We start from the raw sequence: 15,764 nt of genomic DNA, 5'->3' as shown, positions 1-15,764 counted from the left end.
TGAGGAGGCCCGTCCGGCAGGACTTTCGGGAAGGGGCGGGGAGGGGAAGAAGCAACTAGCCGACCGGCACCGCACGTTCGGCCACCAGCACCGGCTTCTCGTGCGGCCGGACCGTGCAAGAAGCCCCGGGCGTCAGCCCGTCCGCCTCCCAGCTCGGAACGTCCACCTTCACCGCGAGCCCCGACGCAGTCGTCACGTGCAACCGGGTCGTCGCGCCCAGGAACGTCGCCACCCGCACCACCGCATCCCCGCCCGGCACCACGCCGAACCCCTCCGGCCGGAGCAGCACGTCCACCTCCGTACCGGCGCCGAAAGAACCACCGTGCGCCGGCAGCCGCCGCCCGAACAGCTCGACCACGCCGTCCGCGCCCACCACCCCCGGCACCCGGTTCATCGTGCCGACGAACTCCGCGACGAAGGGCGTGGCCGGACGGTCGTACAACTCCGAGGGGGCCGCGCACTGCTCGAGGCGGCCGTCCTTCATGACGGCGACCCGGTCCGCCATGGACAGGGCCTCCTCCTGGTCGTGGGTGACGAAGACCGTGGTGATGCCGAGCTCCAGCTGGATGCGGCGGATCTCCTCGCGGAGCGTGAGCCGGACCTTCGCGTCCAACGCCGACAGCGGCTCGTCCAGGAGCAGGACGCGCGGCCGGATCGCAAGCGCCCGCGCGAGCGCGACGCGCTGCTGCTGGCCGCCGGAGAGCTGGTGCGGATAGTGCCCGCCGCGTCCGGGCAGGCCGACGAGGTCCAGCAACTCCCCGGCCCGCGCGGCCCGTTCACCGGACGAGACGCCCCGTACCCGGAGCCCGTACGAGACGTTCTCGGCGGCCGTCATGTTCGGGAAGAGGGAGTACGACTGGAAGACCATGCCGATGTCCCGGCGGTTGGCCGGGACGGACGTGACGTCCTGGCCGTCCATCAGCAGCTCGCCGGCGTCCGCCGACTCGAAGCCCGCGATGATGCGCAGAGCGGTCGTCTTGCCGCAGCCGGACGGGCCGAGCAGGGCGACGAGTTCGCCGGGCGCGATGTCCAGGTCGAGGCCGTCCAGGGCCACCGTGGACCCGAACTCCCGGCGGAGTTGCTTGAGTTGCACGGGGACGGTCATGAGGTCGTCTTCCTTCGGCTCTCGGTCTTACGGGTGCGCCCACCGGCCAAGGCCGTGAGCAGGAGCAGCAGCCCCCAGGTGAAGAGCAGGCTCAGCATCGCGGCGGCGACGGAGAGCTGGGCCTCGCTGTCGCCGACGTTGACCATCCATACGGCGAACGGTTCGAAGCCGAGGACGGAGGCGACCGAGTACTCGCCGAGCACCATGGCGAGGCTGAGCACCGCGCCGCCCATGACGGCCTGGCGCAGGTTGGGCGCGATCACCTGGAGCAGGGTCTGGGTACGGGAGGCGCCGAGGCTGCGGGCGGCCTCGACGAGGGTGCGCAGGTCGACGGAGCGCAGGCCCGCGTCGAGGGAGCGGTACAGGAACGGCAGGGACATCACCGTGTAGACGATGACGAGGATGAGGGGGAAGTCGCGGTTGATCAGCGCCTGGAAGGTCCCGTAGAGCGGTGTCGCGGCCAGGTCCTGCTGCCAGGAGAGGACCGTGGCTACGCCCGCGACCAGGGCGATCGGCGGGACGACCAGCGGCATCATGCAGAGGATCTCGACGACCCGGCGCAGCTTCGGCAGGCGCAGGGCCACGGCGACCGTGGTCGGCACCATGAGCAGCAGGCCGAGCGCCACGGTCGCGAGGCCGATGGAGACGGACCTCAGCAGGCTCGTGGTGAGGCCCTCCGAGCCGAGGCCCTTGCTGTAGACGTCGAAGCTGATGCCGTCGGCGTCGGCGATCGTGAACCACAGCGAGGCCGCGACCGGTACGAGGAAGTAGAGCGCGGCGATCCCGAGGACCGGTCCGCGCGAGGTCAGCCGAGCCATCGGGCACTCCTGCGCTGCAGCGGTATCTGTACGGCCATGACGAGCAGCGCGACCAGGACCATGTTGAGGCTCATCGCGAGCGCCAGGTTCTCCTGCCCGGCGAGCACGTTGCCGTTGAGGGCGTTGGCGATCTGAATGGTGATCAGCTGGACCGAGCCGCCGACCAGGACGGCCGCGGTGGCGTGCGAGGCGAAGGCGGTGCCGAACATCAGGACCGCGCCGCCGAGCAGCGAGGGCGTGAGCACGGGGATGCCGACGTGCCGCCAGAACTGCCCGCGCGTCGCCCCGCAGGAGGCGGCGGCCTCACGCCACTGGACGCGGAGACCGTCGAAGGCCGGGAGGACGGTGACGACCATCAGCGGCACCATGAAGTACAGGTACGCGAGGACGAGCCCGGTGAAGGTGTAGACGCTGAAGCCGGTGGACTCCAGGGAGAGCATCCGGGTCAGGGTGCCGGTCGTACCGAGGGTGGCGATGAACGCGAACGCGAGCGGTGCGCCGGAGAAGTTGGCGAACACCCCGCAGGCCGCCACGACGGCCCGGCGCAGCGCGGGCTTCTGAGAGGCGACCAGCGCCTGGGCGATCACCGCGCCGACGACGGTCGCCAACAGGGCGGTGAGCAGGGAGAGCCGCACGCTTCCGGCGAGCCCCTCCGCGTACACCCCGGAGAGGGCGCCGGTGACGTTCTCGGTGGTGAACCGGGTCGCGCCCGTCGCCGGGTCCGTCGCCGTGAACGCGCCGTACGCCATGGTCCCGGCGGGCAGTCCGAAGCCGACGGCGAGGAACGCGAAGAACGGGACGACGGCGAGCCAGCGGGCCCGGCGGCGGCGCGGGCGGCGTCGGGGCGCGGCCTGCTCCGCCCGTACGGCGACTTTCTCCAGTACGTTTTCCGCCATGCTCAGCCGACCGCCTTGGCCCAGCCCTGGACGACCTTCTCCTTGGCCGCGGCCTCCTGCTCGGGGGTGGCGGACTTCGGGGTGCCGGTGACCGAAGGGAGCTTCGCGTTGGCGGCCTTGTCTACGGTGCCGTCCTCGACCATGCGGTCGAGCAGCGCGGGCCGCGAGTAGCCCTTGAGCCAGATGTTCTGGCCCTCCTCGCTGTAGACGAACTCCAGCCAGAGGCGGGCGGCGGCGGGGTGCGGGGCGTACTTGTTGACGCCCTGGTTGTAGTACAGCGAGTACTGGCCGTCCTCGGGGACGATGACCTGCCAGTCGACGCCCTTGGGCTTGAGCTTGTCGCCGTAGCCGAGGTTGAGGTAGTCCCAGTCGATGGAGATCGGGGTCTCGCCCTTCTGGATGGTGGCGAGGGTGGACTCGGCGGGGACGTAATTGCCCTTCTGCTTCAGCTCCTTGAAGAAGTCGAGGCCGGGCTGTACGTCGCCGAGCGAGCCCCCGTTGGCGAGGGACGCGGCGAAGACCGCGGAGAGCGCGGAGCTGGACTCGGTCGGGTTGCCGTTGAGGGCGACCTTGTTCTTGTACTCCGGCTTGAGCAGGTCCTCGAAGGTCTCCGGGCACTCCTTGACGGCCTTGGCGTCGCAGCCGATGGAGATGTAGCCGCCGTAGTTGTCCGCGAAGGACCCGTCGGCCTGCTTCTGCTCCTTCGGCAGCCCGTCCCAGCCCTCGACCTTGTACGGGGCGAGCAGCTGCTTGGTCTTGGCGTCCTGCATGTACGCGGTGCCGAGGTCCAGGGCGTCCACGGCGCGGGGCTGGCCCTTGCGCTTGGCGGCGGCGTTGAGGGCCTGCTGGCTGCTGCCGCCGGGGTTCTCGTTGTTGACCTCGATGCCGTACTTCTTCTCGAAGGCCTTGATCATCTCGCCGTAGTTCGCCCAGTCGGGCGCGAGGGCGTAGACATTCAGCTCGCCCTCCTTCTTCGCGGCCGCGACCAGCTTGTCGAGGCCGCCGAGGTCGGCCGCCGAACGGGCCTTGCCCGCCTTGCTGTCCTGCGCGTCCGCGGTCGGCGCGGCACCGCAGCCGGCGGCCGCGACGGCGGTGACGAGTGCGCAGGCGGCGACGGTCACGGCGCGCCTCGAACCACGGGGACGGTATGCCTTCACGATGGGTACTCCTGGGTCTTCGGCTGCCACCTGTCTGGACAAGCCATCGTCAGTAAGCCGGACGAAGATAACCGCCAAGTGACCGCACGGTAAAGCTCAGGGTGAAGAAAAAGCGCAGGTCAAAAGCGTTATGAAGAGAAGTGTTTACCTGGCCGGGGAGCGGTTATAAGCAAAGTCCCGCTCGCCGACCCTGTACGCATCTGCGCACAGTTCGGGGGTGCGCGGAGGCGACGTCGGATGACATGATCGAGCCCTCCTGCCAGCTCCGACCCGTCCGAGGAGACCAGTGACCCGACGGCACGAGGAAATCGCCGACGAGCTGCGCCGCGCCATCGCCGGCGGCAGCTATCCGGTGGGCGCCGCCCTGCCCTCGGAGTCCGAACTCGCAAGCGCCCACGGCGTCTCGCGCGGCACCCTGCGCCAGGCCTTCGGCACGCTCCAGTCGGAGGGCCTGATCGGCTCCCGGCAGGGCGCCCGGCGCGTGGTGCTCGCGGCGACACCCAGTCAGAGCTTCACCGAGCTGCGCAGCTTCGCCCAGTGGGCCCGCGCGGGCGGCCGCACCCCCGGCGGCCGGGTCCTGTCGAGCCGTCGCGCCCGCGCCACCGAGGCCGAGGCCGCCCAGCTCCAACTCGCCCCGGGCGACACGGTGTTGCACGTCCTGCGCATCCGCACCCTGGACGGCGACCCGGTCCTCCTGGAACGCACGGTGTACGCGGGCTGGACCGCCGAGGCCGTCGAAGCCCTGCCGGACGACTGCGAGTCGGTGACGCAGAGCCTGTACGACGCGGTCGGCCTGGTGATGTCGCACGGCGAGCACCACCTGGACGCGGTCCCCGCCGGCACGGTGGACGCCCGCGAACTGTCGGTCCGCCGCGGCTCCCCGCTCCTTCGCGTCCGCCGCACCACGACCACCACCGAGGGCCGCCCGGTGGAGACCTCGGACGACCGCTACCGGCCCGGCACGGTCGTCTTCACCGTCCGCAACTCGGTGCAGGCCAACCCCCTGGCCCGCACCGCCCCTGATCATTGAGGAACCCGCAGTTGACGAACCCCGCGCACCCCTCGTCCCCCGCGTCCCCCGCGTCCCGCGCGCTCACTCTGCCCCGCCCGGCCGCCCTGCTCTGCGACATGGACGGCACCCTCGTCGACACCGAGCACGCCTGGCTCGACGCGGTCGCGGAGTTCCTGCACGCGCAGGGCTCCCCGTCCAGCGGCCCGACCCTGGCCCCGTTCGCGGGCGCGGCGGTGGCCGACGCCGCCGACCATCTCGTACGGCAGGGGCTTACGGCCCTGACGGCCGCGGAGAGCGCGCGGATCCTGGACCGGGCGTTCACGTCCCGCGTCGCGGCGGGCGTGACCGTACAGCCCGGCGCGCTGCGGCTGCTCGACCGGGCGCGGTCGCTCGGCATCCCCACGGCGCTGGTGACCGCCTCGGAGCGGCACGTGGCGGACCTGGTCCTGGACACGCTCGGCCGGCACCGCTTCGACACGTCGGTCACCTCGGGCGAGACGGAGCGCGGCAAGCCGCACCCGGAGCCGTATCTGACGGCCGCGGCGGCGCTCGGCGTGGACCCGGCGGACTGCCTGGCCGTGGAGGACACCCCGACGGGCGCGACAGCGGCCCTGGCAGCGGGCTGCCGCCTCCTGGCGGTGCCTTCGGTCCCGGGCATCACCCCGGGACCGCGTACGACGCTGGTGCGGACGCTGGAGGAGATCCGCCTCTGACCGCCGACGTACGGCAAGCAAAGAGGGCGGCACCCGGAACTTCCCGGGTGCCGCCCTCCGCGCTGACGTCGAGGCTTACTTGCCCTTCGCCGCTTCCTTCAGCTTCGAACCGGCCGAAACCTTCACGCTGTAGCCGGCGGGGATGTTGATCGGCTCGCCGGTCTGCGGGTTGCGGGCGGTGCGAGCGGCACGGTGGGTGCGCTCGAAGGTCAGGAAGCCGGGGATGGTGACCTTCTCGTCGCCCTTGGCAACGATCTCGCCGACGGTCTCGGCGAACGCGGCCAGCACGGCGTCGGCGTCCTTGCGGGTCACCTCTGCGCGGTCGGCCAGCGCGGCCACCAGCTCACTGCGGTTCATGTTTGTACTCCCGTGTTCTTCTTGCCGTTGAGGCGTGCCACGCGGTCGAGCCGCATGTTCAGCACAGCGAAGCCGATGCTGCCAGGGTCCTTCGTGGGTCCCCGGACCCGGGTCCGTCAGTCGGACCCTCCCGCCTAGAGACGCATCCTGCCCCTAAAAATGGCGGGAAAGCCAATCCGGCACCCTTGGGAGTCACACGAAAAGCGCCACTTCGTCTAAATGGTGACGAAGTTCGCGACGGTCCGTCCGGCTCCGGGCGCCGGACCCCCAGGATTTCAGGGCGCGCCGCCCGCAACCCTAGAGGGCGGGGCGGCGGCGCGGGTTCCGCGACGCGCCGCCCCGGCGACCGTGGGAACCGTCACATCAGGCGGTGGGAGCCCCTCCGGCGGCCTTGGCGGCGTTGCGCACCGCTCCGGCGACGGCACCGGCGACCTTGTCGTTGAAGACGCTGGGGATGATGTAGTTCGGGTTCAGCTCGTCCTCGGTGACGACGTCCGCGAGCGCGGTGGCGGCGGCCAGCATCATCTCGGTGTTCACGGTGCGCGACTGGGCGTCGAGCAGGCCGCGGAACACGCCAGGGAAGACCAGGACGTTGTTGATCTGGTTCGGGAAGTCGGAGCGGCCGGTGGCCACAACTCCCGCCGTCTGGCGCGCGATTGCGGGGTCGACCTCCGGGTCCGGGTTCGCGAGCGCGAACACGATCGCGTCGTCGGCCATCGCCGCGACGTCGTCCCCGCCGAGGACGTTCGGAGCCGAGACGCCGATGAACACGTCGGCGCCGACGACTGCCTGCTTGAGGGTGCCGGTGACGCCCTCGGGGTTGGTGTTGTCCGCGATCCAGCGCAGCGGGGAGTCGACGGCGGCGTCCTTGAGGTCGTCGCGGTCGGCGTGCACGACGCCGTGGATGTCGGCCACCACGGCGTGCTTGACGCCGGCGGCGATCAGCAGCTTCAGGATGGCCGTACCGGCCGCGCCGGCGCCGGACATGACCACGCGGACGTCGCCGACGTTCTTGCCGACCACGCGCAGCGCGTTGGTCAGGGCGGCGAGCACCACGATGGCGGTGCCGTGCTGGTCGTCGTGGAAGACCGGGATGTCGAGGGCCTCGCGCAGGCGGGCCTCGATCTCGAAGCAGCGGGGCGCGGAGATGTCCTCCAGGTTGATGCCCGCGAAGCCGGGGGCGATGGCCTTGACGTGCTCGACGATGGCGTCGGTGTCCTGGGTGTCCAGGCAGATCGGCCAGGCGTCGATGTCGGCGAAGCGCTTGAAGAGGGCCGCCTTGCCCTCCATCACCGGCATGGCGGCCATCGGGCCGATGTTGCCGAGGCCGAGCACGGCCGAGCCGTCCGTCACGACCGCGACGGTGTTGCGCTTGATGGTCAGGCGGCGCGCGTCCTCGGGGTTCTCGGCGATGGCCATGCACACCCGGGCCACACCCGGCGTGTAGACCATCGAGAGGTCGTCGCGGTTGCGAATGGGGTGCTTGGACGCCATCTCGATCTTGCCGCCGAGGTGCATCAGGAACGTACGGTCGGAGACCTTGCCGAGCGTGATGCCCTCGATGCCGCGCAGCTGCTCGACGATCTCGTCCGCGTGCGCGGTGGAGGTCGCGGCGATGGTGACGTCGATACGGAGCTTCTCGTGGCCGGAAGCCGTGACATCGAGGCCGGTGACCGAGCCTCCGTGGGACTCGACGGCCGTGGTGAGCTGCGAAACGGCCGTACCGCTCGCAGGCACCTCGAGCCTGACCGTCATCGAGTAGGAGACGCTGGGCGCCGTTGCCATGCCGACTTCCTCTTTCACCTGATATTTCGCGTGCGTCATCCGATCGTCGCACCTACCGCTGGGTACGTGGTAGCCGCCCCGGATTGAGAACGTTTTGTTCACGCTTGGATTCGGAAAACATCTTCCACCATACGAGAAGTGGAGGATCGTGGGAAGAGTTTCCTTGAACGCTGGAGGAACCTCTAGGGAGAACACGAAGAGGCCCGCGCCACCGTGGGTGACGCGGGCCTCTTCCGACGTTCAAGTGACACCGACCCGCCATGCTCGCCTCGCGGCAAGTGGTCGCTCGTAGCGACGAAGGTTGGGCCCGGGGGCTTGGATCGGGCCGGTGCCATGTCCAAGGTAACAAAGGTTCCCCGTAAGGCAATTCCCGCGCGGGGTGGCGCTTCCTACGGCCCCGCACGGGACCCGGTCAGTCCCGCAGCAGGTCCGGTACGCCCGCCGCGTCCGGCTCGTCGCGCTCGCCCGAGACGACCGTGAGCTGCTGGGTCGCGCGGGTCAGGGCGACGTACAGGACGCGCAGGCCGGCCGGGGACTCGTCGGCGATCTCCGCCGGGGAGACCACCACCGTCGCGTCGTACTCCAGGCCCTTGGCCTCCAGGCTGCCGAGGGCCACCACGCGGTCGCCGAGTTCCGCGAGCCAGCGGGCCGCCTCGGCGCGGCGGCGCATCGCGACCACGACGCCGATCGTGCCGTCGACCCGGTCGAGCAGCGCCTCGGCCTCCGCGCGGACGCTCGCGCCCAGGTCGCCGTCGGGCACCACCGCGAAGCGGGGCTCGACGCCCGTCGACCTGACCGCCTTCGGGGACGCGGTGCCGGGCATGGCGAGGGCCAGGACCTTGGCCGCGAGCTCCGCGATCTCCGACGGATTGCGGTAGTTGACGGTGAGTTCGAAGCGGCGCCGCGGCCGGGTGCCGAGGGCCTCGTCGCGGGCGGCGGCGGCCTCGTCCGGGTCCGACCAGGAGGACTGGGCCGGGTCCCCGACGACCGTCCAGGTGGCGTGCCGGCCGCGGCGGCCCACCATCCGCCACTGCATCGGCGTCAGGTCCTGGGCCTCGTCGACGATGACGTGCGCGTACTCGACCCGTTCCTGAGCGAGGCGTTCGGCGCGTTCGCGCTGGGTCTCCTCACGCTGCGGCATCAGCTCCTCCAGGCCGGAGAGCTGGTCGAGGCCCCAGGAATCAGACACAGTGAGTTCGCGCTTCTTCTTGGGGCGGGCCGGGGTGCCGAGCATCGTCTGCAGCTCGTCGAGGAGCGCCACGTCGTGCACGGACAGGCCCTCGCGGCGCAGCGAGCGGGCCAGGCGGCGGTTCTCGCCCGGGTTGAGGACGCGGCGCGACCAGCGGCCGAGGCGCTTCTCGTCGGCCATCGCGGCGAGGACCAGGCGCGGGGTCAGCTCGGGCCACCAGGCGTCGAGGAAGGCCAGGAAGGCGTCCTCGGAGGCCACGTCCTCGTCGAAGGAGGAGCGCAGCTCGGCCGCCAGCTCCGGGTCGGAGTGCCGGTTGGCCGAGCCGGACTTGGCCCACAGCGCGTCCAGGAGCAGCTTGCGGGCGCGCGGGCGCAGGAGGTTCACGGGGGCCGAGCCGCCGAGGGTGGCCTGGCGGATCCGGGCCAGCTCGTCCGCCTCCAGTTCAAGGCGGCGGCCGAACGCGACGACCCGGAGCAGGGTGGGCGCGTCCGGGCGTTCCAGGACGCCGCGGGCGGCCTTGCGCAGCACCTTCAGCATCCGCGAGGAGCCCTTGACGCGGGCCACCGGCGGCTCGTCGTACACCGTCGCCTCCGCGCCGTCCGGCTGGTCGTAGAGGGAGCCGACCGCGCGGATCGCGACCTGCCCCTCCTCGCCGAGCGACGGAAGGACGCCCTCGGTGTACGCGACGAGCAGCGGCGTCGGCGAGACGATCAGGATGCCGCCCGCGTACCGCCGCCGGTCCTGGTAGAGCAGGTACGCGGCGCGGTGCAGAGCGACGGCGGTCTTGCCGGTGCCGGGGCCGCCCTCCACGTACGTCACGGAGGCGGCGGGGGCCCGGATGACCAGGTCCTGCTCGGCCTGGATGGAGGCCACGATGTCCCGCATGGAGTGCGAGCGGGCCTGGCCGAGCGCCGCCATCAGGGCGCCGTCGCCGAGGGCCGGGAGCTCCTCGCCGTCCAGGTGGGCGGTCAGCTCGGGGCGCATCAGGTCGTCCTCGACACCGAGCACCTTGCGGCCCTTGGAGCGGATGACCCTTCTGCGGACCACCCGGCCGGGGTCGACCGGGGTGGAGCGGTAGAAGGGCGCGGCCGCCGGGGCGCGCCAGTCGATGACCAGCGGCGAGAAGTCCGCGTCGAGGACGCCGATCCGGCCGATGTGCAGGGTCTCGGCGATGTCGGCGACTTGACGGGCGCCGTCCGGCCGGATCGCGTCGTCGGCCGGTTCGATCGAGGTGTACGCGCCGTCCGGGCCCTTCTTGCCGTCCTTGCCGAGCAGCAGGTCGATCCGGCCGAAGAGGAAGTCCTCGAACTCGTTGTTGAGCCGGTTGAGGTGCACGCCCGCGCGGAAGACCTGCGCGTCCCGCTCGGCGAGCGCGCCGGGGGTGCCGACCTGGCCGCGCTGGGCGGCGTCGTGCATGAGGAACTCGGCCTCGTGGATCTTCTCCTCGAGGCGGCGGTAGACCCGGTCGAGGTGTGCCTGCTCGGCACCGATCTCCCGGTCGCGTGTGCCTGACGGCAGAGTTCCGTTGTCGACGGCCACCGCGTTCCCCTTCTGCTGTACTGGGCAGCCGTCAACCGTACGCGAAGTTACGCCCCGACCTCCACAAGGCGTCGTCCGTCGTGCGTGCGGACCTCGAAATGGTCGATGTCGGACGCGTCCATCGCCGCGCCGCCGTGCACGTACAGCGGGGAGCGGGCCCGGGCGTGCGGGCTGTCCTCGATCCCGTAGCCCCACTTCGGCACCGACCAGGACGTGACCGTCTCCTCCTCGCCGTTCCTGCCGACCGCGACGAGGGTGCACTTGAGGGGGCCCTTGACGTTCTTCAGCTCCAGGACCGTGTGCGTACCCCAGGGCTTCTTCTCCGTGCCGACGGTCGCGGTGACGTCGGTGACGCGGTCGGTGGCCGCGGCCTTCTCCGTCATGTGGTGGAAGAACGCGTCCTGCGCGGGGCTCGTCGAATGGGCCTCGGGACGGCGCGTCCCCGGGCTGTCGTCGCCGGTCACGGCGAGGGCGGCGAGCGGGGCGAGGACGATCAGGGCGGCCGCGGCGGCGAGCATCAGGCGGCCGCGCCTGCGGCGGCCGGTGCGCTCGCGGGCGGCCCTGGCGAGGAGTTCGCCGAGACGGCGGTCGTCGGCCGCCCGGGGCGGTGCGGGCACGCCGTCCGCGGCGAGCACGGCGAGCATCGGCTCCATTCCGGCCAGCTCGCCCAACTCCCGTACGCAGTAGGCGCATTGGGCGAGATGCTCCTCGAAGGCCGCGGTCTGCCGCTCGTCCAGAACGCCGAGGGCGTACGCTCCCACCGACTCGTGCACGGACTCCCCCGGCCCGAACTCCTGCCCCCCGTACGCGTTCACGACGTCACCCCCCGCTCCTGAAGTGCCAGCTTCATCGAGCGCAGCGCGTAGAACACCCGCGAGCGCACTGTCCCGGGCGGTATGCCGAGCGTCTGCGCGGCCTCGTTGACCGTACGGCCCTTGAAGTACGTCTCCACGAGGACCTCGCGGTGCGCGGGCGTCAGGTCGTCAAGCGCGTCGGAGAGCGTCATGAGCCACAGCGCCTTGTCGATCTCGTCCTCCGCGGGCATGACATCGAGGGGCGACGGGTCGACCTCCTGCGGCCGGGCCTGCCGGCTGCGGTGGCCGTCGATGACGATACGCCGGGCCACGGTCACCAGCCAGGGCCGTACGGAACCGGAGGAGTGGTCGAGGCTGCCGGCGTTCTTCCAGGCGCGGATCAGGGTCTCCTGCACGACGTCCTCGGCGCGCTGCCGGTCGCCCGCGACCAGGCGCAGGACGTAACTGAGCAGCGGACCCGCGTGCTCCCGGTAGAGCGCGCGCATCAACTCCTCGTCGACGCCCGCGGGTTCGTACCTGCGGTGGCGCGCCCGCGAGCGGGTGCGGTCGGCTGCCACGACGGAATCCTTGCGCACTCGCACCTCCGCTGTCCCCGTGTTCGTCGGGGTGACCGGTTCGCCGGTTCGCCGGTTCGCTCCGGAGGTACGTACGCGGGGCGCCGTGTGTTCAAAGGGCTCAGGCGGTACTTCTGCGGCGGTGCCGGGCGACCCGGACGCGGTTGCCGCAGACCTCGCTGGAGCACCAGCGGCGGCGCCTGCCGCGGGAGGTGTCGAGGTACAGCAACGGGCAGCCCTCCCCCTCGCACTGGCGCACCCGGGAGCGGGCCGCCGGGTCGGTGAGCAGGTCGACGGCGTCCCGCGCGACGGCCGCGAGCAGGGCCTCTCCGGCCGGGTCGGGGTGGAGGGCGCGGATGAGGTCGCCGGTGTCCGTCCGTACGACGCGCGGCACGGGCGGAGCGGCGGCGGCACGCGCGTTCAGGCGGGCGAGGGGCTCGGCGGCCTGCCCTCGGGTGAACAACTCCTCGATGTCCGCGCGGAGTTGGCGAAGCGCGGTCAGGCAGTCCGGGCCGACGGCGGCGAGCGGGGTGCCGCTGGGGGCGATCCCGGCACCGCGGATCCACGTGCGGACTGCGTCCGGGCTGTCGAGGTGCTCGGTGGGGTGGGTGGTCGCGAGGAGGTCGAGGCAGATCCTGCCGGAGTCGAACCGCAGCTCGTCCATGGGCGTCATTCTTCCCCTCCCCGCCCCTTCCCGAAAGCCTGCGGCGCTTCGGGGGCCAGCCCCCGGACCCCTGCTCCTCAATCGCCGGAGGGGCTGAGTTATCAGCCCCTCCGGCGATTGAGGAGGCCCGTCCGGCAGGATTTCGGGAAGGGGCGGGGAGGGGAAAAGCAATGCGCCCGCACGGCCCACGCGCCCCCTACACGTCCGCGTACTTGGACTCCGCGGCCGGATCCAACGCCAGCCGGTACCCCCGCTTGACCACCGTCTGAATCAGCTTCGGCACGCCGAGCGCCGTGCGGAGCCGGGCCATCGCCGTCTCCACGGCGTGCTCGTCCCGCCCCGAGCCCGGCAGCGCGCGCAGCAGTTCCGCACGGCCCACGACCCAGCCCGGCCGCTGGGCCAGGGCGCGCAGGAGCGACATCCCGGCGGGCGGCACGGCACGCAGCTCGCCATCGACGAGAACGGCATGGCCGCGGATCTCCACGCGGTGCCCGGCCAGGTGCAACGTACGGGCGCGGGACGGGAGTTCGACGCAGAGCCGCTGCACCATCGGCCCGAGCCGGAAGCGTGTCGGCTGGACCGTGTCGAGGCCCTGCGCCTCCAGCGGAAGGGCGGTGACCGGGCCGACGCAGACGGGCAGCACGTCGTGGCGCAGGGCGGCCAGGAGCTGGTCGAGGCGGTCGAGTTCGCGGGCCCGGTCGAGGAGGGACGCGGCGGCCGGTGCGCTGGTGAAGGTCAGGGCGTCCACGCCGCGCGCGAGGGTGGCCTCGATCAGCCGGTCCACCGGGCCCAGGTCCTCGGGCGGCATCCAGCGGTAGACGGGCACGCCGACGACCTCGGCGCCGCCGACCCGCAGCGACTCGACGAATCCGGGGAGCGGTTCGCCGTGCAGCTGGAGGGCGATACGGCGGCCCTCGACGCCCTCCTCCAGGAGCCGCTCCAGGACCTCCGCCATCGACTCGGAGTCCGGCGACCACTCCTCGGTGAGCCCGGCCGCGCGGATGGCGCCCTTCACCTTGGGGCCGCGGGCCAGGAGTTCGAGGCCGCGGAGCCGGTCGAGGAGCGCCTCGCCCAGGCCCCAGCCCTCGGCTGCCTCGATCCAGCCGCGGAAGCCGATCGCGGTGGTGGCGATCACCACGTCGGGCGCATGCTCGATGATCTGCCGGGTGGCGTCGAGCAGTTCGCTGTCGTCGGCGAGCGGCACGATCCGCAGGGCGGGCGCGTGCAGGACGGCCGCGCCGCGCCGGGTGAGCAGCGCGCCGAGCTCGTCGGCCCGCCGTGCGGCGGTCACGCCGACGGTGAAGCCTGCCAGAGGGCCGTGTTTCGCATGGTCAGCGTGGTCAGCGTGGTCAGCATGGTCAAAGGGCTGCATGAGTGATCTCGTTCACTGAGGAGCATGAGTGTCTCGCCCCGCGCTCGCCTGGTGGTGGTCCCGTCTTCCCTGGGCAGGGCCTTGAGCTCCCCGAGCATGTCAACGGGCCGTGACGCGCTCGGATCGCTCCGATGTCATACGTGTTACATCACCCGTTCATCATCGCGTACGGCGAACGCGGGCGGGGCCCTGGTTTTCTCCTCTCCCCTCCTCAATCGCCGGAGGGGCTCAATTTTGAGCCCCTCCGGCGATTGAGGAGGCCCGTCCGGCAGGACTTCGGGAAGGGGCGGGGAGGGGAAAGAATCCGCCGGAGGCGGGGCCTGGGCGCCCGGTGCCCAGGGGTCAGACCTGGACGTAGCTGAGTCGGCGCTCCGGCCGCGGCGCGGCCTCGGACGCGATCGAGTCCGGCCGCCTCGGGGTCCCGCGCCGCAGGTACACCGCCCAGGTGACCACAAAACAGGCGACGTAGCAGACGAGGAACGCGACAAACGCCCCGGTGCCGGAGCCGGCGCTCTGGAAGGACTGCCGGAAGGCCATGTTGATGCCGAGCCCACCGAGCGCCCCGACCGCGCCGATCAGCCCCATCGCGGCACCAGAGAGCCGCCGCCCGTAGGCCGCCGCCTCCTCACCGCCGAGGCCCTGGGCGAGCGCCTTGGCCTGGAAGATGCCGGGGATCATCTTGTACGTGGAGCCGTTGCCGAGCCCCGTCAGGACGAACAGGGCGATGAAGGCCGCGGAGAACAGCGTCAGCGACTCCTGGACGGACGCGACGATGATCACGGCGGTGGCCGCACCCATGGCGACGAAGTTCCACAGCGTGATCCGGGCCCCGCCGAAGCGGTCGGCGAGCGAGCCGCCCACGGGCCGGATCAGGGAGCCGAGCAGCGGCCCGATGAACGTGATCGACGCGGCCTGCAGCGGCGTACGCCCGAACTGCGTCTGCAGCACGAGCCCGAAGGCGAAGCTGTAGCCGATGAACGAGCCGAACGTGCCGACGTACAGGAACGCCATGATCCAGGTGTGCGGGTCCCGGACGGCCTCCTTGGCGGCCCCGGTGTCGTTCCGTACGGGCGCGAGGTTGTCCATGAACAGGAACGCGCAGACGGCGGAGACCGCGATCAGCGGGATGTAGATGCCGAGCAGCAGCCGCGGGCCGCCCGCCGCGCCGATCACCGCGAGGCCGACGAGCTGCACGACAGGCACGCCGATGTTGCCGCCGCCCGCGTTCAGGCCGAGCGCCCAGCCCTTCCTGCGCAGCGGGAAGAAGCCGTTGATGTTCGTCATGGACGAGGCGAAGTTGCCGCCGCCGACGCCGGTGAGCAGCGCGCACAGCATGAACGTGGAGTACGACGTGCCGGGCTCCATCACCAGGAACGCCGCGACGCTGGGGAACAGCAGCAGCGAGGCCGCGAAGACCGTCCAGTTGCGGCCGCCGAAGCGGGCCACGGCGAAGGTGTACGGCACGCGCGCCACGGCCCCGACCAGCGTGGCCATCGACACCAGGAAGAACTTTCCGGCCGGGTCGATGCCGTACTCCGGGCCCATGAACAGGACGAGCACGGACCACAGCGTCCAGATCGAGAAGCCGATGTGCTCGGAGAGCACCGAGAAGGCGAGGTTGCGGCGGGCGACGCGCTCGCCCGTCCGCTGCCAGAAGCCCTCGTCCTCGGGGTCCCACCGCTCGATCCAGCGGCCCCCCTTGCGCGGTGCTGCGGTGCTGGTCGGGGCTGTCATCACGCCTCCACGGATGGGTCGGGTCGTGGAAGCGACGCTAGGGACGGCGCATTT

At 71.5% G+C, this 15,764-nt stretch carries 14 protein-coding genes; 2 read left to right on the top strand and 12 right to left on the bottom strand.

Going from position 1 to position 15,764, the window contains the following annotated elements; translation table 11 throughout:
• Window positions 1–55: 55 nt before the first annotated feature.
• Genes QIT00_RS24845 through QIT00_RS24830 form a run of 4 tightly spaced genes read right to left on the bottom strand, consistent with a single transcriptional unit; the run spans window position 56 to window position 3,976 of the window.
• Window positions 56–1,105 carry an ABC transporter ATP-binding protein gene (locus QIT00_RS24845; RefSeq protein WP_282537604.1) on the bottom strand — a complete coding sequence of 350 codons (1,050 nt, stop codon included), beginning with the start codon at window positions 1,103–1,105 and terminating at the stop codon, window positions 56–58.
• Entirely contained in the window at window positions 1,102–1,923 is an 822-nt protein-coding gene (locus QIT00_RS24840) for an ABC transporter permease (RefSeq protein WP_282537603.1), read from the bottom strand. The genes QIT00_RS24845 and QIT00_RS24840 overlap by 4 nt, the downstream gene beginning before the upstream one ends.
• Window positions 1,911–2,819, bottom strand: coding sequence for an ABC transporter permease (locus QIT00_RS24835; protein ID WP_282537602.1), 909 nt, complete (start codon window positions 2,817–2,819; stop codon window positions 1,911–1,913). The genes QIT00_RS24840 and QIT00_RS24835 overlap by 13 nt, the downstream gene beginning before the upstream one ends.
• 2 nt (window positions 2,820–2,821) lie before the next feature.
• Window positions 2,822–3,976, bottom strand: coding sequence for an extracellular solute-binding protein (locus tag QIT00_RS24830; protein ID WP_282537601.1), 1,155 nt, complete (start codon window positions 3,974–3,976; stop codon window positions 2,822–2,824).
• A 286-nt stretch (window positions 3,977–4,262) separates the two neighbouring features.
• Here QIT00_RS24830 and QIT00_RS24825 point away from each other — a divergent pair, with 286 nt between their 5' ends.
• Both QIT00_RS24825 and QIT00_RS24820 read left to right on the top strand, forming a co-directional pair.
• A complete protein-coding gene (locus QIT00_RS24825; protein WP_282537600.1) occupies window positions 4,263–5,006 on the top strand; it encodes a GntR family transcriptional regulator in 744 nt (247 codons plus the stop codon).
• An 11-nt stretch (window positions 5,007–5,017) separates the two neighbouring features.
• The gene (locus QIT00_RS24820; protein WP_282537599.1) at window positions 5,018–5,701 is read left to right on the top strand and encodes an HAD family hydrolase; all 684 of its coding nucleotides are present in this window, start codon (window positions 5,018–5,020) and stop codon (window positions 5,699–5,701) included.
• Window positions 5,702–5,776: 75 nt separating this feature from the next.
• Here QIT00_RS24820 and QIT00_RS24815 read toward each other — a convergent pair whose 3' ends face one another.
• From QIT00_RS24815 to QIT00_RS24780, 8 genes are all read right to left on the bottom strand, one after another.
• Window positions 5,777–6,058: an HU family DNA-binding protein gene (locus QIT00_RS24815; RefSeq protein ID WP_016645140.1), complete on the bottom strand. Its 282-nt coding sequence runs from the start codon at window positions 6,056–6,058 to the stop codon at window positions 5,777–5,779.
• 363 nt (window positions 6,059–6,421) lie between these two features.
• Window positions 6,422–7,843 (bottom strand): NAD-dependent malic enzyme, encoded by a 1,422-nt coding sequence (locus tag QIT00_RS24810; protein WP_282537598.1) that lies wholly within the window; start codon window positions 7,841–7,843, stop codon window positions 6,422–6,424.
• A gap of 412 nt (window positions 7,844–8,255) precedes the next feature.
• Complete coding sequence (locus QIT00_RS24805; RefSeq protein ID WP_282537597.1) at window positions 8,256–10,571, bottom strand: HelD family protein; 2,316 nt, start codon at window positions 10,569–10,571, stop codon at window positions 8,256–8,258.
• 47 nt (window positions 10,572–10,618) lie between these two features.
• Entirely contained in the window at window positions 10,619–11,386 is a 768-nt protein-coding gene (locus tag QIT00_RS24800; protein WP_282537596.1) for an anti-sigma factor family protein, read from the bottom strand.
• Window positions 11,383–11,967, bottom strand: coding sequence for a sigma-70 family RNA polymerase sigma factor (locus tag QIT00_RS24795; RefSeq protein ID WP_282537595.1), 585 nt, complete (start codon window positions 11,965–11,967; stop codon window positions 11,383–11,385). Before QIT00_RS24795 ends, QIT00_RS24800 begins: the two co-directional genes overlap by 4 nt.
• Before the next feature lie 94 nt (window positions 11,968–12,061).
• The gene (locus QIT00_RS24790) at window positions 12,062–12,613 is read right to left on the bottom strand and encodes a CGNR zinc finger domain-containing protein (RefSeq protein ID WP_282537594.1); all 552 of its coding nucleotides are present in this window, start codon (window positions 12,611–12,613) and stop codon (window positions 12,062–12,064) included.
• 187 nt (window positions 12,614–12,800) lie between these two features.
• Window positions 12,801–13,976 (bottom strand): uroporphyrinogen-III synthase, encoded by a 1,176-nt coding sequence (locus QIT00_RS24785; RefSeq protein ID WP_282537593.1) that lies wholly within the window; start codon window positions 13,974–13,976, stop codon window positions 12,801–12,803.
• 342 nt (window positions 13,977–14,318) lie between these two features.
• The gene (locus QIT00_RS24780; protein WP_282537592.1) at window positions 14,319–15,710 is read right to left on the bottom strand and encodes a nitrate/nitrite transporter; all 1,392 of its coding nucleotides are present in this window, start codon (window positions 15,708–15,710) and stop codon (window positions 14,319–14,321) included.
• Window positions 15,711–15,764 lie beyond the last annotated feature (54 nt).

The sequence above is a fragment of the Streptomyces luteolus genome, assembly GCF_029968015.1.
GTDB lineage: Bacteria > Actinomycetota > Actinomycetes > Streptomycetales > Streptomycetaceae > Streptomyces > Streptomyces luteolus.
Note: the sequence above shows the minus strand (reverse complement) of the source record. Positions and strands in the feature narration are given on the sequence as shown.